The organism is Geodermatophilus marinus, from assembly GCF_003428645.1.
GTDB lineage: Bacteria > Actinomycetota > Actinomycetes > Mycobacteriales > Geodermatophilaceae > Geodermatophilus.
Genome location: NZ_QVQH01000027.1, coordinates 40,567 through 60,104, shown reverse-complemented (window position 1 = coordinate 60,104; position 19,538 = coordinate 40,567). Strand labels below are relative to the sequence as shown.

At 76.5% G+C, this 19,538-nt stretch carries 14 protein-coding genes; 10 read left to right on the top strand and 4 right to left on the bottom strand.

All coding sequences use genetic code 11. The features are described from left to right. Position 1 precedes the first annotated feature (1 nt). Positions 2 to 2,155 carry an NAD-dependent DNA ligase LigA gene (ligA, locus tag D0Z06_RS21255; protein ID WP_117379540.1) on the top strand — a complete coding sequence of 718 codons (2,154 nt, stop codon included), beginning with the start codon at positions 2 to 4 and terminating at the stop codon, positions 2,153 to 2,155. A gap of 97 nt (positions 2,156 to 2,252) precedes the next feature. Here the strand turns inward: ligA and D0Z06_RS21250 are convergent, their stop codons facing one another. Next, positions 2,253 to 2,933, bottom strand: coding sequence for an ACT domain-containing protein (locus tag D0Z06_RS21250; RefSeq protein ID WP_117379539.1), 681 nt, complete (start codon positions 2,931 to 2,933; stop codon positions 2,253 to 2,255). Positions 2,934 to 3,134: 201 nt separating this feature from the next. On the opposite strand from D0Z06_RS21250, the gene gatC reads away from it, so the two are divergent. From gatC to gatB, 4 genes are read left to right on the top strand one after another with little or no spacing between them, the layout of a single operon-like run. Then, complete coding sequence (gatC, locus tag D0Z06_RS26545; RefSeq protein ID WP_117379538.1) at positions 3,135 to 3,572, top strand: Asp-tRNA(Asn)/Glu-tRNA(Gln) amidotransferase subunit GatC; 438 nt, start codon at positions 3,135 to 3,137, stop codon at positions 3,570 to 3,572. Positions 3,573 to 3,577: 5 nt separating this feature from the next. Continuing rightward, positions 3,578 to 5,104, top strand: a complete 1,527-nt coding sequence (gene gatA, locus D0Z06_RS21240) for an Asp-tRNA(Asn)/Glu-tRNA(Gln) amidotransferase subunit GatA (RefSeq protein WP_199522462.1) — start codon at positions 3,578 to 3,580, stop codon at positions 5,102 to 5,104. Continuing rightward, positions 5,101 to 5,280, top strand: coding sequence for a hypothetical protein (locus D0Z06_RS21235; protein ID WP_117379536.1), 180 nt, complete (start codon positions 5,101 to 5,103; stop codon positions 5,278 to 5,280). Before gatA ends, D0Z06_RS21235 begins: the two co-directional genes overlap by 4 nt. Then, positions 5,277 to 6,788, top strand: coding sequence for an Asp-tRNA(Asn)/Glu-tRNA(Gln) amidotransferase subunit GatB (gene gatB, locus D0Z06_RS21230; protein WP_117379535.1), 1,512 nt, complete (start codon positions 5,277 to 5,279; stop codon positions 6,786 to 6,788). The genes D0Z06_RS21235 and gatB overlap by 4 nt, the downstream gene beginning before the upstream one ends. A gap of 81 nt (positions 6,789 to 6,869) precedes the next feature. Here gatB and D0Z06_RS21225 read toward each other — a convergent pair whose 3' ends face one another. Continuing rightward, on the bottom strand, positions 6,870 to 8,018 hold the full coding sequence (locus D0Z06_RS21225; protein WP_233517868.1) for a PQQ-dependent sugar dehydrogenase: 1,149 nt from the start codon (positions 8,016 to 8,018) through the stop codon (positions 6,870 to 6,872). A 170-nt stretch (positions 8,019 to 8,188) separates the two neighbouring features. Here D0Z06_RS21225 and D0Z06_RS21220 point away from each other — a divergent pair, with 170 nt between their 5' ends. Next, positions 8,189 to 8,641 carry a hypothetical protein gene (locus D0Z06_RS21220; protein ID WP_117379533.1) on the top strand — a complete coding sequence of 151 codons (453 nt, stop codon included), beginning with the start codon at positions 8,189 to 8,191 and terminating at the stop codon, positions 8,639 to 8,641. A 2-nt stretch (positions 8,642 to 8,643) separates the two neighbouring features. On the opposite strand, the gene D0Z06_RS21215 is transcribed toward D0Z06_RS21220, so the two are convergent. Both D0Z06_RS21215 and D0Z06_RS21210 read right to left on the bottom strand, forming a co-directional pair. Further along, positions 8,644 to 8,991 carry a PH domain-containing protein gene (locus tag D0Z06_RS21215; protein ID WP_117379548.1) on the bottom strand — a complete coding sequence of 116 codons (348 nt, stop codon included), beginning with the start codon at positions 8,989 to 8,991 and terminating at the stop codon, positions 8,644 to 8,646. After that, the gene (locus D0Z06_RS21210) at positions 8,988 to 9,869 is read right to left on the bottom strand and encodes a helix-turn-helix transcriptional regulator (protein WP_117379532.1); all 882 of its coding nucleotides are present in this window, start codon (positions 9,867 to 9,869) and stop codon (positions 8,988 to 8,990) included. The genes D0Z06_RS21215 and D0Z06_RS21210 overlap by 4 nt, the downstream gene beginning before the upstream one ends. 167 nt (positions 9,870 to 10,036) lie before the next feature. Here D0Z06_RS21210 and ilvD point away from each other — a divergent pair, with 167 nt between their 5' ends. The 4 genes from ilvD (at position 10,037) to D0Z06_RS21190 (ending at position 19,422) form a co-directional block, all read left to right on the top strand. Continuing rightward, a complete protein-coding gene (ilvD, locus tag D0Z06_RS21205) occupies positions 10,037 to 11,740 on the top strand; it encodes a dihydroxy-acid dehydratase (protein WP_117379531.1) in 1,704 nt (567 codons plus the stop codon). A 177-nt stretch (positions 11,741 to 11,917) separates the two neighbouring features. Next, positions 11,918 to 14,581 carry a putative bifunctional diguanylate cyclase/phosphodiesterase gene (locus D0Z06_RS21200; RefSeq protein ID WP_117379530.1) on the top strand — a complete coding sequence of 888 codons (2,664 nt, stop codon included), beginning with the start codon at positions 11,918 to 11,920 and terminating at the stop codon, positions 14,579 to 14,581. Positions 14,582 to 14,616: 35 nt separating this feature from the next. After that, on the top strand, positions 14,617 to 17,277 hold the full coding sequence (locus D0Z06_RS21195; RefSeq protein ID WP_147332100.1) for a putative bifunctional diguanylate cyclase/phosphodiesterase: 2,661 nt from the start codon (positions 14,617 to 14,619) through the stop codon (positions 17,275 to 17,277). Between the two features lie 273 nt (positions 17,278 to 17,550). After that, entirely contained in the window at positions 17,551 to 19,422 is a 1,872-nt protein-coding gene (locus D0Z06_RS21190; RefSeq protein ID WP_117379528.1) for an acetolactate synthase large subunit, read from the top strand. Positions 19,423 to 19,538: the final 116 nt, after the last annotated feature.

Here is a 19,538-nt window from a genome sequence, read left to right as displayed (position 1 = left end):
CGTGACTTCGGAAGCCGTCGACCTGGACGAGCCGTCGGTCGTGCCCGTGGCCGACCGCGAGGACCTCACCGAGGTCCCCGACGAGGCGCGCACCCGGCACCGCGACCTCTCCGAGGAGCTGAACCGGTACGCCTTCGCCTACTACGTCCAGGACGCCCCGCTGGTCAGCGACGGCCAGTACGACGAGCTGATGGCCGAGCTCAAGGCCATCGAGGCGGCGCACCCGGCGCTGGTCACCCCCGACTCGCCGAGCCAGAAGGTCAACGGCGGGTTCGCCGCCACGTTCGCCCCGGTGCAGCACCTGGAGCGCATGCAGAGCCTGGACAACGCCTTCAGCAGCGACGAGCTGTCGGCGTGGGCGGCCCGGGTCGAGCGCGAGGTCGGTACGGGGGCCCGCTACCTGTGCGAGCTGAAGGTCGACGGCCTGGCGGTGGCGCTGCTCTACGAGCACGGCCGGCTGGTCCGTGCCGCGACCCGGGGGGACGGCGTCACCGGTGAGGACGTCACCCCCAACGTGCGCACGATGCGCGACATCCCCCAGCAGCTGACCGGGCAGGACCTCCCGGCGCAGCTCGAGGTCCGCGGCGAGATCTACTTCCCGGTCGAGGCCTTCGCCGACCTCAACGCGAGCATGGTCGAGCAGGGCAAGCCCCCCTTCGCCAACCCGCGCAACGCCGCGGCCGGCTCCCTGCGGCAGAAGGACCCGCGGATCACCGCCACCCGGCCGCTGCGGCTCGTCGTGCACGGCCTCGGCGCCCACGACGGCTGGCGGCCGGAGCGGCAGTCGGAGGCCTACACCCGGCTGCGCGAGCTGGGTCTGCCCACGAGCGACCGGTTCGAGGTGGTCGACGACCTCGAGGGCGTGTGGGCCTACGTCGAGCGCTACCGGGAGCAGCGGCACTCGGTGGAGCACGAGATCGACGGGGTGGTGGTGAAGGTCGACCAGGTCGCGCTGCAGCGGCGGCTGGGCTCGACCTCGCGGGCGCCGCGCTGGGCGATCGCGTTCAAGTACCCGCCCGAGGAGGCGACCACGAAGCTCCTCGACATCCGGGTCAACGTGGGGCGCACCGGCCGGGTCACCCCGTTCGCCTTCATGGAGCCGGTGAAGGTCGCCGGGTCCACCGTCCAGCTGGCCACGCTGCACAACGCCTCCGAGGTGCAGCGCAAGGGCGTGCTCATCGGCGACACCGTCGTCATCCGCAAGGCCGGCGACGTCATCCCCGAGGTGCTCGGCCCCGTGGTCGCCGCCCGCACCGGCGACGAGCGGCCGTTCGCCATGCCGACCCACTGCCCCGAGTGCGGCACCGAGCTGCGCCACGAGAAGGAGGGCGACGCCGACATCCGCTGCCCCAACGCCCGGTCGTGCCCGGCCCAGCTGCGGGAGCGGGTCTTCCACGTCGCCGGGCGCGGCGCCTTCGACATCGAGAACCTCGGCTACGAGGCCGCGATCGCGCTGCTGCAGGGCGGGCTGCTGCAGGACGAGGGGGACGTGTTCTCCCTCGACGAGGACGCGCTGTGCCGCACCGCCTTCTTCACCAGGAAGGACGGGGCCCTGTCGGCCAACGGCCGCAAGCTGCTGGCCAACCTCCGGACCCGCAAGGACGTCCCGCTGTGGCGGGTGCTGGTCGCGCTCTCCATCCGGCACGTCGGCCCCACGGCGGCACAGGCCCTGGCCCGCGACTTCCGGTCCCTCGACCGGATCGCCGAGGCCGGCGAGGAGGAGCTGGCCGCCGCCGACGGCGTCGGGCCCACCATCGCCGCCAGCGTCCGCGACTGGTTCGCCGTCGACTGGCACCGCGAGGTGGTCGAGAAGTGGCGGGCCGCGGGGGTCCGCATGGCCGACGCGGGGGAGGGCACCGGGCCCGGCCCGCTGACCGGGGTCACCGTCGTGGTCACCGGCTCGCTGCGGGACTTCAGCCGGGACCAGGCCACCGCCGCGATCCAGGAGCGCGGGGGGAAGGTGACCGGCTCGGTGTCGAAGAAGACCGGTTTCGTGGTCGTCGGCGCCGATCCCGGCAGCAAGTACGACAAGGCCGTGCAGGCCAAGGTGCCGATCCTGGACGACGACGGGTTCCGCGTCCTGCTCGACGAGGGGCCGGAGGCCGCCCGCGCGGTGGCCACCGTCGGCGACGGCGGCGAGCCCGCGGAGCAGTAGCCGCGGTGCCCCGCCCCGGGCCCGCGACAGGTGGGAGGGCGGCCCCGTCCAGAGGCTCGCCGCGAGCCTGCGAGCGGGGAGGAGGACGGGGTCCTCATCAGGCCGGGGGTAGGTGGGCGACCGCGGCGGCGATCCCGGTCAGGTGCACCAGCCGCAGCAGCTCCGAGCGGCGGAACGCCGGCCCGCCGGAGCGGCCGAGCAGCACCACCGTCCAGGGGCTGCCGAAGGGGGCGGCCATCATCTCGATGGCCATCTCCCGCCACCGCTCGGGCAGCCACGCGTCCTCGCTGGGCAGCAGCCGGGGGGTCTCCAGCGGCAGCCAGGGCAGCGCCATGCCGTCGAGGGCCGGGGCGGCGTCGGAGGCGGCCAGCACCTCGCACGGGGACTCCGCCGTCGCGTGCAGCACGGCGGCCCACCCGCTGTGGAAGACCCGCGGCAGCTCGGCGGCCAGCACCTTGACCGGCAGCGTGCTGGGGGGAGAGGTGGCCGCCCGGGACAGCGCCTCGAGCAGGTCGAGCTCGCGGTGGGTGTCCAGCGGCCCGGCGAAGGGGCGCAGCGACTCGACCTGGACGCCCTCGACCGCGTGCGCGGCGGTGATGAGGCTGTCGGGGAGCCGGTCCAGGGGGAGGTCGACCACGATGTCGTCGACCGCGACGCCGCCGCCGCGTTCGAGCACGTCGACCGAGACGATGTCGACCCCGGCCAGGCCGAGTGCCGTCGCGACGGCCCCGAGGATGCCGGGCCGGTCGGGGACGACCAGCCGGAGAAGGTAGGACACGGTCCCTCCGCGGGAAGCGTTCTGGGTGGCGGGCCGATCTCCGTCGATCGCTGCGGACCAGCTTCCCGCATCGCCGTCCCGCGGGTCGAGGTGACCCTCCGCCGGGGCGGGTGGGCGGCCGGCCCCACGTACAGTGGCGGGGTTGGTCCTCCGGCCCGGACAGGGCCGCCCGTCCCCGGTCGAAGTGGAGTCCCTGCCGCCGTGAGCAGCCCCGCCCCCCAGGACGTCGACGACCGCGGTGGCACCGCCGGACCCGGGCGTGACGGCACCGCCGGACCCGGGCGTGACGGCACCGCCGGACCCGGGCGTGACGGCACCGCCGGACCCGGGCGTGACGGCACAGCCGGGCTCGGCCGCCAGGACGTCGCGCACCTCGCCCGCCTGGCCCGCCTCGCGCTGCGCGACGAGGAGCTCGACGCCTTCGCCGGCCAGCTCTCCGCCGTCCTCGACGCGGTGGCGCAGGTGGGCCGCGCCGACGTCGCCGACGTCCCGCCGACCACCCACGCCGTCCCGCTGACCAACGTCGCGCGGCCCGACGTGGTCACCCCGAGCCTGCCGCGCGACGTCGTCCTCGCCGAGGCCCCCGCCGCCGAGGACGACCGCTTCCGCGTCCCGCAGATCCTCGGCGAGGAGGAGTGACCCCGGTGGACACCGACCCGACCGCGCTCGACGCCGTCGAGCTCGGCCGCCGCCTGGCGGCCGGCGAGCTCTCTTCGGTCGACCTGACCCGTGCCTTCCTCGACCGGATCGCCGAGCGCGACGCCGGCCTGGGGGCCTACCTGCACGTCGACGGCGACGCGGCGCTCGCCCGTGCCGCGGAGATCGACGGCGCCCGGGGTTCCGGGGTCGAGCTCGGCCCGCTGGCGGGCGTGCCCGTGGCGCTCAAGGACGTCTTCGTGACCGAGGGCGTCCCCACCACCAGCGGTTCGCGGATCCTCGAGGGCTGGCGGCCGCCGTACGACGCGACGGTCACCACCCGGCTCAAGGCGGCCGGGACCGTCCTGCTGGGCAAGACCAACATGGACGAGTTCGCGATGGGCTCCTCCACGGAGAACTCCGCGTACCGGCCGACGCGCAACCCGTGGGACCCGGACCGGGTCCCCGGCGGCTCCTCCGGCGGTTCCTCGGCCGCGGTGGCCGGCGGGCTGGCGCCCTGGGCGCTGGGCACCGACACCGGCGGGTCGATCCGCCAGCCGGCGGCGCTCACCGGTCTGGTCGGGCACAAGCCGACCTACGGCGGGGTCTCCCGCTACGGGATGATCGCGTTCTCCTCCAGCCTCGACCAGGCCGGCCCGATGGCCCGCACCGTGCTCGATGCCGCGCTGCTGCACGAGGCGATCGGCGGGCACGACCCGCGCGACTCGACGAGCATCGACGCACCCGTCCCGGTGCTCGCCGAGGCCGCCCGCCGCGGCGCCGGCGGGGACCTCTCCGGCCTGCGCGTCGGCGTGGTCCGCGAGCTCGGCGGCGAGGGGCACACCGACGGCTACGAGCCCGGCGTCCTCGCGCGGGTGCAGGAGGCGGTGGCCCTCCTCGAGCGCCTGGGCGCCGAGGTCCGCGAGGTCTCCTGCCCGGCCTTCGACCTGGCGCTGCCGGCCTACTACCTGATCGCGCCGAGCGAGGCGTCGTCCAACCTGGCCCGCTTCGAGGGCGTGCGGTTCGGCCTGCGCGTGGGGGACGACGGCTCGCGGTCGCTCGAGGAGGTCATGTCGCTGACCCGCGAGCAGGGCTTCGGCCCGGAGGTCAAGCGGCGGATCATCCTGGGCACGTACGCCTTGTCGGCCGGCTACTACGACGCCTACTACGGCCAGGCCCAGAAGGTGCGCACCCTCATCGGCCGCGACTTCGCCGCCGCCTGGGAGAGCGGGGTCGACGTCCTGGTGAGCCCGACCAGCCCCACCGTGGCGTGGCCGATCGGCGCGCGCGTCGACGACCCGCTGGCCATGTACGCCGCCGACCTGTGCACGCTGCCGGCCAGCCTCGCCGGCGTGCCGGCGACCTCGGTGCCGGCCGGCCTGTCCGGCGGCCTGCCGGTCGGCCTGCAGGTCATGGCCCCGGCGCTGGCCGACGACCGCTGCTACCGGGTCGCCGCGGCCGTCGAGGCGGCCCTGGACGACGCCCGCGGGCACCGGCTGCTCGACGAGCTCGACCGGCGCGGGGTGGCCCCGTGAACGGCGCCCTCAAGGCCGCGTGGGCCCTGACGGCGTTCGTCGTCCTGGTGGGCCTGGTCGGCTGGCTGCTCACCGGCGAGGCCTTCTTCGCCGTCTTCATCGTGCTGGGCGTGCTCACCGCCCTCGGCGCGTGGTTCACCGGCCGCACCGGCCCGAAGGAGGGCGAGCGCCCATGACCGTCACGCAGACCGGCGACCGGCTGGTCGACTTCGACGAGGTCCTCACCCGCTACGAGCCGGTGATCGGGCTGGAGACGCACGTCGAGCTCGGCACCGCCTCGAAGATGTTCTGCGGCTGCGCCACCACCTTCGGCGCCGAGCCGAACACGCAGACCTGCCCGGTGTGCCTCGGCCTGCCCGGGTCGCTGCCGGTGGCCAACGCCGCGGCGATCGAGGCGACGATCCGGATCGGCCTGGCGCTGGGCTGCCGGATCGCCTCCTGGTGCCGCTTCGCGCGGAAGAACTACTTCTACCCGGACATCCCCAAGGGCTTCCAGACCAGCCAGTACGACGAGCCGCTGTGCACGGCGGGCCACCTCGACGTCGAGGTCGACGGCGAGACCTACCGGGTCGAGATCGAGCGGGTGCACCTCGAGGAGGACACCGGCAAGAACCTGCACGTCGGCGGGGCCACCGGGCGGATCCACGGCGCCGACCACTCGCTGGTCGACTTCAACCGCGCCGGCATCCCGCTGGTGGAGATCGTCACCCGGCCGGTCGCCGGTGCCGGCGCGAAGGCCCCCGAGGTGGCCCGCGCCTACGTCGCCGAGCTGCGCGACATCATCCAGACCCTCGGTGCCTCCGACGTCCGGATGGAGCAGGGCAGCCTGCGCTGCGACGTCAACACCTCGCTGGCGCCGATCGGCAGCCTCGCCTGGGGCACGCGCACCGAGACGAAGAACGTGAACTCGCTGCGCAGCGTCGAGCGCGCGGTCCGGTACGAGATGCGCCGGCAGGCCGCGGTGCTCGACGCCGGCGGCCGCGTTCTCCAGGAGACCCGGCACTTCCACGAGGACACCGGGACGACCTCGCCGGGGCGGAGCAAGGAGGAGGCCACCGACTACCGGTACTTCCCCGAGCCGGACCTGGTGCCGGTCGCCCCGGACGCCGACTGGGTGGAGCGGCTCCGGGCCGAGCTGCCCGAGCTGCCGGCCGCCCGGCGCCGGCGGCTGCAGGAGGAGTGGCGGCTGTCGGCCACCGAGATGACCTGGCTGGTCAACGCCGGGGCGCTGGGCCTGGTCGAGGCGACCGTCGCCGCCGGGGCCACCCCCGCCGAGGCCCGGAAGTGGTGGCTCGGCGACCTGGCCCGCCGGGCCAACGACGCCGGCGCGGAGCTGGGCGACCTCGCCGTCACCCCCGCGCAGGTCGCCGAGCTCGCCCGGCTGGTCGGCGAGGGGACGATCAACGACAAGCTGGCCCGCCAGGTGCTCGACGGCGTGCTGGCCGGCGAGGGCGACCCCGCGCAGGTCGTCCAGGCCCGCGGGCTGGCGGTCATGGGGGAGTCCGACGAGCTCGTGGCCGCGGTCGAGGCCGCGATCGCCGGCGCACCCGACGTGGTGGAGAAGGTCCGCGGCGGCAAGGTGCAGGCCCTCGGCGCGCTGGTCGGGCAGGTCATGAAGGCGACCCGCGGCACGGCCGACGCGCCCACCGTCAGGCGGATGCTCGAGGAGCGGGTGCTCGGCTGAGCCGCGCGGCCGGGCCGGCGGCCCCGCGGGGGGTCGCCGGGCCGACGAGCGGGGACGGGGGTGGTCCGGAGGACCGCGATGTCACAGCGGGGAGTCGCTGGCCCCGCCCGGCGGCAGGATCCGCAGCACCTTGTCGTCGTCCTCGGCGGGGCTGCCGATCCCGTCGCGGTTCGACGTGGTGATCCACAGCGCGCCCTCGGCGTCCAGGACGACGGTGCGCAGCCGGCCGTAGCGGTCGGCGAGGAACTGCTCGAGCTCGCCGTCGGGCGCGCCGCCGCCGTCGAGCTGGGCGACGTGCACCCGCCGGCCGTCGAGGGCCCCCAGGTACACCGTGCGGCCGGCGACGGCGCAGCCGCCCAGGCCGCCGGCGGCCGGCTCGATCTCCAGCAGCGGTGCCGTGGAGTCCGGGCCCGGGGTCGGCCAGCCGTGGTCGGTGCCGGGCCGGACCGCGTTGAGCTCGTCGGGGCCCTGCGCGAACTCGTCGGTGGCGAACAGCGTCTCGTCGCCGCCGAGGCACAGCGCGGTGACGTCGCTGTGGCCGGAGCTGTGGACCAGGTCGCCGCCCACCGGCCGGCCGAAGACGTCCACGTGCAGCACCTTCCCGGCCAGGGAGCCGGGGTCCCCGGCCAGCGCCGGGTCCCCGGCGTCCCCGGTGCCGACGTACAGCGTGCCGTCGGGGGCGAACAGCAGCCCGCCGCCGTTGTGCACCTCCCCGCGCGGGATGCCGGTGAGCACCGGGTTGGGCGTGCCACCCATCGGGAAGCGGACCACCCGGTTGTCCGTGGCGGTCGAGACGTAGGCGTAGAACAGGCCGTCCTGGTCGAAGGTCGGTGACAGCGCCAGCCCGAGCAGCCCGCCGTCCCCGGCGGTGTCGACGCCGGGCACGGTCATGAGCTCGCGGGCGGGGGAGCGGTCGGGGAAGACCTGCAGCAGCCGGCCGGTCTCCCGCTCGCCGACGACGGCGGTGCCGTCGGGCAGCACCACGAGGCCGGTGGGCACGACGAGGCCCGAGGCGACCACGTTCGGGTCCCCGCCCTGGTCCTCGGCGTTCGGGTCGGCGGGCTGGCCGGGCCGCGGGGGCGGCGTCGTCTCGGCCGGCGGGCCCACCTGGGGCGGCGGGTCCTCGGGCAGCGGCTGCCACGGGCCGGCCGCCTCGTAGCCGTCGGAGCCGCAGCCGGCCAGCAGGGCGGCGAGCAGCGCGGCGGCCACCCCCCGGGAGACCCCTCGCACGCACCGCCGGCTCACCCCGGCAACAGTACGTGCGGCGCGGCCCGGGGTCGGGCTCCGCGGCCCCCCGGGACGACCCGTGCCCCGAGCGCCGGCCGGTCCCGCGTGCGGAGCCGTTCCGCGGCGTCCCCCGTGCTGCTACGGTCCGCCGCCGCACGGGACGGGAGGCTGGTGTGCAGGTGCAGGTGCTGGTCAGGATCGGGGTCGGGATCGCCGCCGCGCTGGTGGCCGGGGTGGTCGCCGGCGGGCTGTCGCGGGCGGCCATGGCGGCGGTGACCGTCGCGGCCGGGCACGAGAGCAGCTTCTCCTGGTCGGGGACGGGCTTCGTGCTCGGCCTCTACGCCGCGGTGATGCTGCCCGGCGCGCTCGCCGCGGTGGTGACCACCCGCCGCGTGCGGTGGCTGCTGCCGGTCGCCGGCGCCCTCTTCCTGGTCGTGCCCGCGGTCGGCGTCGCCGGTGAGGAGATCGGGGCGACCAGCGGCTTCGGCCCGCTCCAGTGGCTCGCCCTCGCCCTGACGTCGGCGGCGGTGTTCGCCACGATCCCGCTGCTGCCCGTGCTCACGGTCCGGCTCGCCGACCGCTGGCTGGGCCGCCGGCCCGTGTGCGAGGCCGCCCTGGTCGCCTGAGGTCAGGCGGCCGGGTCGGGGATGCGCCCCTCCGACAGCGCGGCCAGCCGCGGCAGGTCGCCGACCCGCAGCACCGGCAGCCGGATCCGGGTGCCCCGCGTGGTGACCACCCATAGCGCACCCCGGTCGCCCACGCGCAGGCCGGCCAGCTCGTCCCAGGGCACGTGCCGGTGCCCGGCCAGCGAGCGCACGGTCAGGCCGTCGGCGGTGAGGTCGACGCCGGTCCGGAGCACCCAGGCGGCGGCCAGCAGCGGGACGACCAGGACGACGAGGGCCCAGGGCGCGGCGGAGGCCAGCGGGACGGCGCAGACGGCGAGGAGGACGACGGGCAGCAGGGCGGTCCGGCTCATCCGGAGTCGGGCGGGGAGGGCCACGCCTGCCGAGTCTCCCAGCCCCGGGGCGCCCCTCCACCGGCCAGCGCGGTGAGCTTGGCCGCCGCGTCGCCGCCCTCGGCCGCCGTGTAGACGACCAGCTGCAGGCCCGGGGCGTCGGACGGCGTGACCTGGTGGTGCTCGAGGAGGAGGGTGCCGACCTCCGGGTGCTCGAAGCGCCGCTCGGCGGAGCTGAACCGGTCGACGTCGTGGCTGGCCCACCCGGCGCGGAAGTCCGGGCTGGCGGCCTCCAGGCGGGCCACGAGGTCGGTGACCTCCCGGTCGGCCAGCCGGGGCCCGACCTCGGCGCGGAACTGGGTGAGGAAGCGCCGGCTGTCACCCGGCCAGTCGGCCAGCAGCCGGCGCACCGCCGGGTCGGTGAAGACCAGCCACAGCAGGTTCCGGTCGGCCGGGGCCACGGCGGCCACCCCCGGGTAGAGCCGCTCGTAGGCGCGGTTCCACCCGACGATCGACCACCCGGCGGTGATCGCGTACGCGGGGGAGGGGCCGAGGGCGTCGAGCAGCCGCTGCACGTGGGCGGGCATGCCGTCGTCCGCGCCGGCCGGGGTGGCGCCGTCGTGGCCGGCCAGCCGCAGCACGTACCCGTGCTCGGCGACCGACAGCCGCAGCGTCCGGGCGAGCGCGTCGACCACCTGTCGGGAGGGGTGGATGTCGCGCCCCTGCTCGAGCCACGTGTACCAGGTGTGGCTGACCCCGGAGAGCAGCGCGACCTCCTCGCGGCGCAGGCCCGGCGTCCGGCGGGCGCCCCCGGCGGGCAGCCCGGCCGTCCGGGGGTCGACCTGGCGGCGGCGCGAGCGCAGGAACTCGGCCAGCTCGCGGCGGGCGGGGGTGGGCACGGGCGACCTCCGGACGGTGGTGGTGTCGGTACCAGTATCACCGGCGTCTGGGGGACGCCGTCCGGCGCGCCTACCCTCCTCGCCGTGGGCCGCGCGTGCGCGGCCGGCGCAGGGACGAGAGCACGGGCCGTCGGCGCGAGGTCGGCGAGCACCAGCGAGGAGAACGAGTGACGACCGTCGAGGACCCCCGGACCAGCACCGCCGACGTCAAGCCCCGCAGCCGCGAGGTGACCGACGGCATCACCCGGGCCCCCGCCCGCGCCATGCTGCGCGCGGTCGGCATGGGCGAGGACGACTGGGACAAGCCGCAGGTCGGCGTCGCGTCGTCCTGGAACGAGATCACCCCCTGCAACCTGTCCCTGGACCGGCTGGCCAAGCGGGCCAAGGAGGGCGTGCACGCCGCCGGCGGCTTCCCGCTCGAGTTCGGCACGATCTCGGTCTCCGACGGCATCTCCATGGGCCACGAGGGCATGCGCGCCTCCCTCGTCAGCCGCGAGGTCATCGCCGACTCGGTGGAGACGGTGGTGTTCGCCGAGCGCCTCGACGGCACCGTGCTGCTGGCCGGCTGCGACAAGTCCCTGCCGGGGATGCTCATGGCCGCCGCCCGGCTCGACCTGGCCAGCGTCTTCCTCTACTCCGGCTCCACGCTGCCCGGGAAGCTCGGCGACCGCGACCTCACGATCATCGACGTCTTCGAGGGCGTCGGGGCCTGCGCCCGCGGCCTGATCAGCCGCGAGGAGCTGGACGCCATCGAGAAGGCCGCCTGCCCCGGGATGGGCTCCTGCGGCGGCATGTACACCGCCAACACGATGGCCAGCGTCGCCGAGGCGCTCGGGATGGCCCTGCCCGGCAGCGCCGCACCGCCGGCCCCGGACTCCCGGCGCGACGCCTTCGCGGTCGCCTCCGGGGAGGCCGTGGTCAACCTGCTGCGCAAGGGGATCACCGCGCGGCACATCATGACCCGGGAGGCCTTCGAGAACGCGATCACCGTGGTCATGGCCCTGGGCGGGTCGACCAACGCCGTCCTGCACCTCATGGCGATGGCCCACGAGGCCCGGGTCGACCTCACCCTCGAGGACTTCAACCGCATCGGCGACCGCACGCCGCACCTGGCCGACGTGAAGCCCTTCGGCCGGTTCGTCATGACCGACGTCGACCGCGTCGGCGGCGTCCCCGTGGTGCTGCGCGCGCTGCTCGACGCCGGGCTGCTGCACGGCGACGCGCTCACCGTCACCGGGAAGACCATGGCCGAGAACCTGGCCGAGATCGCCCCGCCGGACCCCGACGGCGCGATCATCCACGCGATGGCCGACCCCATCCACCGCACCGGGGGCCTGACCGTCCTGCGCGGCTCGCTGTCGCCGGACGGCGCGGTGGTGAAGTCCGCCGGGTTCGACGCCGACGTCTTCGAGGGAACAGCGCGCGTCTTCGACGGCGAGCAGGGCGCCATGGACGCCGTCACCGACGGCACGCTGCAGGCCGGGGACGTCGTCGTCATCCGCTACGAGGGCCCCAAGGGCGGCCCGGGCATGCGGGAGATGCTGGCCGTCACCGGCGCCATCAAGGGCGCCGGCCTGGGCAAGGACGTGCTGCTCCTGACCGACGGCCGGTTCTCCGGGGGGACGACGGGGCTGTGCGTGGGCCACGTCGCCCCGGAGGCCACCGACGGCGGGCCGATCGCCCTGGTGCAGGACGGCGACCGGATCCGGCTGGACCTCGCCGCCCGCACCCTCGACCTGCTGGTCGAGCCCGCGGAGCTGGACCGGCGCCGCCAGGCCTGGCAGCCGCTGCCCCCGCGGTACACCACCGGGGTGCTGGGCAAGTACGCCAAGCTGGTCGGCTCGGCCGCGCAGGGCGCCATCTGCGGCTGAGGGAGGGCCCCCTTCCTCCCCACCCCTCGCAGGCTCGGGGCGGGGCCCTGGAAGGGGGCCGGGGCGGGGCGCCCACCCCATCGGGTGAGCCCCGGCCCCCGCCGGCTGTGCCGCGGGCCGTGGGCTGCCGAAGCCCGGGGTGTGGACAGGCTCAGGTGGTGGCTCCTCGGCAGCGCCGTGCCCGCCGGTCTCGCCTGCGCGGTGCCGGCGGTCACGCCCGGCACGGGCCGGGCGGCCGACCTCGCGGTGGCGGTGCTGGGGGTGGCGACCGCGGCGGTCGTCTGGGCGGCCGGCCGGCGGCGCCGGCCCGGTGCCCGCGGCTGGCGGCTGATCGCGGTCGCGCCGCTGTTCCCGGTCGCCGGGTACGTGCTCGCCGCCGTGGCGCAGCCGGTCGACCCGGTGCAGGCCGTCGTCCTGCGCTGGCTGCCCACCGTTCCCGGCTACCTGCTCTTCGTGGCCGGCCTGCTCACCCTGGTCAGCTGCCGGCGGCTCGGCGGCGGCCGGCGCGCGGTCGTGGAGCTGGCCCTGTTCTGGGTGGCCTGCCTGGTCGTCGTGCAGCTGCTCGTGGTCGGCCCCGGGCGCGGCTGGCCCTCCCTCGGCGTCGGCACGGGCCTCCTCCTGGCCGCCGCCGTGCTCGTCACCTCCGCCGCCATGGCGGCGGCCCTCGTGGTCCTGGGCAGCGTCGAGGAGCGGCGCCAGCCCATGGCGCTGGCCCTGCTCGGCGGGGCGGGGCTGCTGGCGACCGGCCGCGCCCTGGCCACCTCCGCGGGGCTGCACGACGCCGGGGTGGTCGAGGACGTCAGCCGCTTCCTCGTCAGCGGGGGCCTGGTGTCGCTGGGCGCGGCCGTGCTGCTCGACCGCGGCCCGGGCGGTGCCCCCGGCGCCCGCCCGTCCGGGCGTACGACCCGCCCGACGCAGCTCGGTCAGCTGCTGCCGCACGTGGCGATGGTCGTCGCCGTCGTCGTCCCGGCCGCCGCGGTGGTCGGCGGCCGGCTGCCCGGTGTCACCGACGTGGCCGGGTCCGTGCTCTGCGTGCTGCTGGCCGTCGTGCACCGCTGGGTCACCACCCGCGACGAGCAGTCCCTGGCGGCCCTCCTGAGGCGCAGCGAGGCCTACTTCCGGTCCCTGGTCAACTCCAGCGGCGACGCCGTGCTCATCCTGGACGGCGACCTGCGCGTCACCTGGGCCGCCCCTGGTCTGACCGCCTCCCTCGGTGCGGCCGCAGCAGCGGTGACCGGCCGCGACCTGCTCGAGCTGGTCCACCCGGACGACGTCCTGCCGGTGGGCCGCGCCCTGCAGCCCGGCGGCGCGGCCGGCACGGGCACCCCGCTGGTCCTGCGGTTGCAGGCGGCCGACGGCACGTGGCGCGCGCTGGAGGCGAACGTCTCCGACCTGACCCGTGACGCCGACGTCGGCGCCGTGGTGCTGCACTGCCGCGACGTCACCGAGCGGCTGGCCCGCGAGCGCGACCTCGAGCAGGTCGCCTTCACCGACCCGGTCACCGGCCTGCCCAACCGGGCCGGCTGGACGCGGTTGGTGGGCGACGCCCGGGCCGCCGGTCGGCGGGGGCCGGCCGAGCCGGTGAGCGCGGCCGCACGCGCGGCGGCCGCGCGGGGCGCCCACCCGACGTGCGCCAGCATCCTGCTGGTCGAGCTGCACGGCCTGGACGAGGTGCGCGAGCACGCCGGCCGAGACGTGGTCAGCACCGTGCTCGTCGAGGTCGGTCGGCGGCTGCGGGCCACCGTGCGCGGGGACGACGCGGTCGCGCGGGTCGGCGGCGGCGCGTTCGCCGTCCTCTCCGAGGGCCCGGCCCGCACCGTCGACCTGCTCGCCGACCGCTGCCTGGCGGTCCTGGAGCAGCCCATCCCCACCGCCGCCGGGGTCTTCGACCTGGGGGCCAGCGTGGGCGTCGTCGAGCTGGACGCCGAGGTGTCGGTCACCGAGCTGTTCGCCCGCGCGGAGCTCGCCGTCCGCGCGGCCGGCGCGTCGGGTCCGGGCACCGCCTGCCGGTACCGCCCCGCGCTGAGCAGCGCCGAGGAGCGCCGCGCCCGGCTGCGCGACGACCTGCCCGGCGCCTGGACCCGCGGGGAGCTGTCCGTGCTGCTCCAGCCGGTCGTCTCCCTGGAGGAGCACCGGGTGGTCGGCGTCGAGGCGCTGCTGCGCTGGCAGCACCCGCAGCTGGGCGAGGTGCCGCCGGCCGAGTTCGTGCCCATCGCCGAGCGCACCGGCGTCATCGGTGACCTCCAGCGCTGGGCGCTGCACCAGGCCGCCGTCGCGGCCACGGCGCTGGCGGGGAACGGGCCGCCGCTGCGCCTCGGGGTGAACATCTCGGCCTCGCACGTCGCCGCCCGCACCCTGGTGGGCGACGTCGCGGAGGTGCTGCGCTGCACCGGCCTGGCCCCCGAGCGGCTGATCCTCGAGATCACCGAGGCGACCGTGCTGGCCGACGGCGAGTACGTGCGGCTGGACGTCGAGGCGCTGCGGCTCATGGGCGTGCACGTCGCGCTCGACGACTTCGGCACCGGGCAGTCGTCGCTGGCCCACCTCACCCGGCTGCCCATCGACGTGCTCAAGCTCGACCGGTCCTTCGTCTCCCGCGTCGACCGCGACCGGAAGGCCCGCGCGCTGTGCGAGTCGGTCGTGGCCATCGGCCGCGCCCTGGGCCTCGACGTGGTGGCCGAGGGCGTGGAGACCCCCGCGCAGCTGGCCACCCTCCAGGCGCTCGGCTGCGGCTTCGCCCAGGGCTTCCTGCTGGCCCGGCCCATGACCGCGACCGCCCTGGCCGCGCTGCTCGACACGGGGGCCGGCGTGCTGTGGCCCGGCCTGGTCGGGTCGCGGTGACGGGCGCCCCGACCCGGCCGCGGGGTACCACCGCGGTGCCCGTCCTGCTCGGGGTCCTGGCGCTCGCCGCCGCGCTGCTCGCCGCCATCGCCCCCGCCTCCCGGCTGGTCCCGCTCTGCGTGGCGGCGGGTGGGCTCGCCGCCGCGGCGGCGCTCGACCGCACCGGTGCCCGCCTGCCCGGCCGCCGCGGATTGCCGTGGCGGTTCATGGCGCTGGGCGCGGTCCTCCTGGCCGGCGGTCAGGTCCTGGCCGCGGCCGGGGGCCCGGTGGAGCCCGGCGCCCTGCTCGCGCTGGCCGGCGTCCCGGTCCCGGTGGTGGCCGTGGCCCTGCTGCTCCCGCGGCGGCGGCGCGGGCTGGGGTCGCGGGTCGCCCTCGACGGCGCGGTGCTCACCGTCGCCGTGGTGCTGGCCGGCTCCCTCATGCTCGCCGACGTCCTCGCCGCGGTCGACGGGCTGCCCCGCGGCCTGGTCGCCGCCTACCCGCTGCTCGGTGCGGTGCTCTGCGGGGTGGGCGTGGTCGCGGTCACCGCGGTCGCCCCGCCCCGCCGCCGCGCGGCCGGCTGGGTGCTGGCCGCCTGCACCGCGATGGCCGCTGCCGCGACCGCCGACCTGCTGGCCGCGGCCGGCGCCGCGCCGACCGGCCTGCCCGCCGTCCTGTGGCTGGCCGTGCTCGCCGCCACGGTGGCCGGCGCCGCCGCCGACCCCCCGCGGCCACCGGCCGTGGGTCGCGACGTCGCCGTGCCGCTCCGGGGCGTGGTCGTGGCGACGGGCCTGGCCCACGCGGCCCTGCTGCTGGTGGTCCTGCACGCGCTCGCCGGCCGGCCGCCGGCGCCGCACGAGGCCGGCGCCGCGGCGCTCCTCGTCGTCCTCTCCGCGTGGCGCGCCGCCCTGTGGGCGGCGGACAACCGGCGGGTGACCCGGCGGCTGCAGCGCACCGAGAGCTACTTCCGGGCGCTGCTGCACAGCGGCGACGCGGTCACGGTCGTCCTCGACGACGGTGGCCGGGTGGGCTGGGTCTCCGGGCCCGTCGAGGACCAGCTCGGCTGGACCGAGCCCGACCTCGCCGCCCGCGCGCTGGAGGCCCTGCTGCACCCCGACGACCGGGGGCTGGTCCGCCGCGTCCGGGCGGCGGTCGCCGCCGGCGCGCCGGTGCCCGGGCTGCCCGCGGCGGTCCGGCTGCGCTCCCGCTCCGGCCACTGGCGGGACCTGGAGGTCTCCGGCGCTGCCCGTGCCGGCCGCGGCGACGGCGTGGTGCTGCACCTGCGCGACGTCAGCGACCGGCGCAGCACGCAGCGGGAGCTCGAGCGGCTGGCCTTCACCGACTTCCTCACCGGCCTGCCCAACCGGGCCCGCTTCATGGCCGCCCTGGAGGAGGCCGTGCTCCGGCCCGACCCCGGGTGCCTGCTGCTGGTGGACCTCGACGGCTTCAAGGCCGTCAACGACGTGGCCGGGCACGACGCGGGGGACCGGCTGCTCGCCACGGTCGCCGACCAGCTGCGCTCCGCGGCGCGGGAGGACGACGTCGTGGCCCGGCTGGGCGGCGACGAGTTCGCCCTGCTGGTCCCGGCGGACCGCGAGGAGGCCGCCGGTCTGGCCGAGCGGCTGGTGCTCGTGCTGGACCAGGCGCACCGGCCGGCCGCGCCGGACGGCAGCCGGCAGCCGGGGCCGGTGTTCGCCGTCTCGGGCAGCGTCGGGCTGGCCGAGATCCTCCCCGGCGACGACCCCACCGAGGCCGTGCGGCGGGCCGACCTGGCCCTGCGCACCGCCAAGGCCGCGGGCAAGAACTGCATGCGGACCTCGGGCGAGGCCCTGGACCGCGCGGTCTCCCGCCGCGCCCGGCTCGCGCAGGACCTCCCCGGCGCGATCGAGGAGGGCCGGCTGGGGCTGGCGTTCCAGCCCGTCGTCGGCGTGCACGAGCGCCGGGTGCTGGGCGTGGAGGCCCTGGTGCGCTGGGAGCACCCGGTGCTGGGGGCCGTGCCGGCCGACGAGCTGGTCTCGCTCGCCGAGGACGACGGCCTGGTGGTGGCCCTCGAGCGCTGGGTGCTCGGCGCGGCGACCGCGGCGATGGCCCCGCTGCTGGCGGCCGGCCAGGACCTCCAGCTCGGTGTGAACGTCTCCGTCCGGCACCTGCAGGCCGGGTGCCTGGTCGCCGACGTGGCGCACGCGCTCGCCGCCTCCGGGATGCCGCCGCACCGGCTCATGCTGGAGATCACCGAGTCGGCGCTCATGGGCGGGGACGACCGCACCGACGGTGACATCGCGGCGCTGCGGGAGCTGGGCTGCGTCCTGTCCCTCGACGACTTCGGCAAGGGGTACTCGACCCTGGCCCGGCTGGCCCGGGTGCCGGTCGACGTCCTCAAGATGGACCGGGCGTTCGTCGCGCACATCGAGGACGACCCGCGCACCCGCGCGCTGGTCGCCGGCGTGGTGGACCTCGGCCGGACCCTCGGCATGGACGTCGTCGCCGAGGGCGTCGAGACGGCGGGCCAGCTGGCCGCCCTCCGGGCGCTGGACTGCCGCTTCCTGCAGGGCTGGCTGCTGGCCCGGCCGGTGCCGGCCGAGGAGCTGCCCGCGCTGCTCGACGGGTTCGACGCGACCCTCCTCGACCCCGCCGTCCCCGGCGGGGCCGCCCCCGGGCCCGAGGTTCGTCCCATCCACGAGGACCCGACGGTCCACCTGGTGGGACGCGGTGGTTGACGTCCGGGCGCGCCGGGCGCACAGTGGTCCCGTGCGCCCGGCCTGCCCCCTCCTCGTAATCGCCTAGCGCGCCGGTCGACCCGACCGACGCGCGCCACCCCTCTGTGCCAGCGGCACGAGGGGTTTTTCGTTTGCGGGCCCCGTGCACCCCCGGGCGGACGGATCAGAGCCCGCGCCCGCAGGCAGCCGAGCCGCACACCGCCGCCCCACCCCGACGGCCCCTCACGGGGGGACCAGGACGACGGCCCCTCGAAGGGCACAGGAGACGTCGACATGAACAGCAGCACCCCGGGCGAGTCCGCCACCCGAGAGGCCGCCGCCGCGCTGACGGGGGTCGAGACGACCGCCCGCTCGCTCGCCGCGGCCGCCGCCGAGCCGGCCACCGGCATCACCGGCGCGCAGAGCCTGGTCCGCGCGCTCGAGGCCGTGGGTGTCGAGGTGGTGTTCGGCATCCCGGGCGGGGCGATCCTGCCGGCCTACGACCCGCTGTTCGATTCCACGGTGCGGCACGTGCTGGTCCGGCACGAGCAGGGTGCCGGGCACGCGGCCACCGGGTACGCCCAGGCCACCGGGCGGGTCGGGGTCTGCATGGCCACCTCCGGCCCGGGCGCGACCAACCTGGTCACCCCCCTGGCCGACGCGCACATGGACTCGGTGCCCGTCGTGGCCATCACCGGCCAGGTGCCCAGCGCCTCGATCGGCACCGACGCCTTCCAGGAGGCCGACATCCGCGGCATCACGATGCCGATCACCAAGCACAACTTCCTGGTCACCTCCGCCGACGAGATCCCGCAGCGGATCGCCGAGGCGTTCCACCTGGCCGCCACCGGCCGCCCCGGCCCGGTCCTGGTCGACATCTCCAAGGACGCGCTGCAGGCCACCACGGACTTCTCCTGGCCGCCGCGGATGGACCTCCCCGGGTACCGGCCCACCACCCGCCCGCACGGCAAGCAGGTCCGCGAGGCCGCCGCGCTGATCGCCGCGGCCCGCCGCCCGGTGCTCTACGTCGGCGGCGGCGTGCTCAAGGCCTCGGCCACCGAGGAGCTCGCCGAGCTCGCCCGGCTCACCGGCGCCCCCGTGGTCACCACGCTCATGGCCCGCGGCGCCTTCCCCGACAGCGACCCGCAGCACCTGGGCATGCCCGGCATGCACGGCACGGTGGCCGCGGTGACCGCGCTGCAGAAGGCCGACGTCCTCGTCGCCCTCGGTGCCCGCTTCGACGACCGGGTCACCGGCCGGCTGTCCTCCTTCGCACCCGAGGCGCAGGTCATCCACGCCGACATCGACCCGGCCGAGATCGGCAAGAACCGCAAGGCCGACGTCCCGATCGTCGGCGACGCCCGCGAGACCATCGCCGAGCTCGTCGTGGCCCTGCGCGCCGAGCACGAGGCCGGCCGCACCCCGGACCTCGCCGCGTGGTGGACCCAGCTGGACAGCTGGCGGGAGCGCTACCCGCTGGGCTACGACTGGCCCGAGGACGGCACCCTGTCGCCGCAGTACGTCATCGAGCGGCTCGGCGCGATCGCCGGCCCGGACGCCATCTACACCGCCGGCGTGGGCCAGCACCAGATGTGGGCCGCGCAGTTCATCTCCTACGAGAAGCCCGGCACGTGGCTCAACAGCGGCGGCCTCGGGACGATGGGCTACGCCGTCCCGGCCGCCATGGGGGCCAAGTACGGCTGCCCCGACACCACCGTCTGGGCGATCGACGGCGACGGCTGCTTCCAGATGACGAACCAGGAGCTGGCCACCTGCGCCATCGAGGGCATCCCGGTCAAGGTCGCCGTCATCAACAACGGCAACCTCGGGATGGTCCGGCAGTGGCAGACCCTCTTCTACGAGGGCCGCTACTCCAACACCAAGCTGCACCCGGTGGGCGAGGACGGGAAGCCCAAGCCCGTGCGCATCCCGGACTTCGTGGCGCTGGCCGAGGCGTTGGGCTGCGTCGGCCTGCGCTGCGAGAGCAAGGACGACGTCGACGCGGTGATCGAGAAGGCCATGGCGATCGACGACGCCCCGGTGGTCGTCGACTTCGTCGTCGGGCACGACGCCCAGGTCTGGCCGATGGTCGCCGCGGGTGCCAGCAACGACGACATCCTGGCCGCGCGGGGGATCCGCCCGGTCTTCGGCGAGGGCCAGGTGTAGGTGAAGGACCCCCGTTCCCCCCACCCCTCGCTCCGCTCGGCGCGGGGCCCTGGACGGGGGCCGCCCCCCACCACTCGCTCCGTTGAAGGACCCCCGTTCCCCCCACGCCTCGCTCC

Coding starts and splice junctions, on each gene's coding strand:
- gatB (WP_117379535.1), top strand. CDS start 5,277: ATGACCGTCACGCAGACCGGCGACCGGCTGGTCGACTTCGACGAGGTC.
- D0Z06_RS21215 (WP_117379548.1), bottom strand. CDS start 8,991: ATGAGCCGGACCGCCCTGCTGCCCGTCGTCCTCCTCGCCGTCTGCGCC.
- D0Z06_RS21190 (WP_117379528.1), top strand. CDS start 17,551: ATGAACAGCAGCACCCCGGGCGAGTCCGCCACCCGAGAGGCCGCCGCC.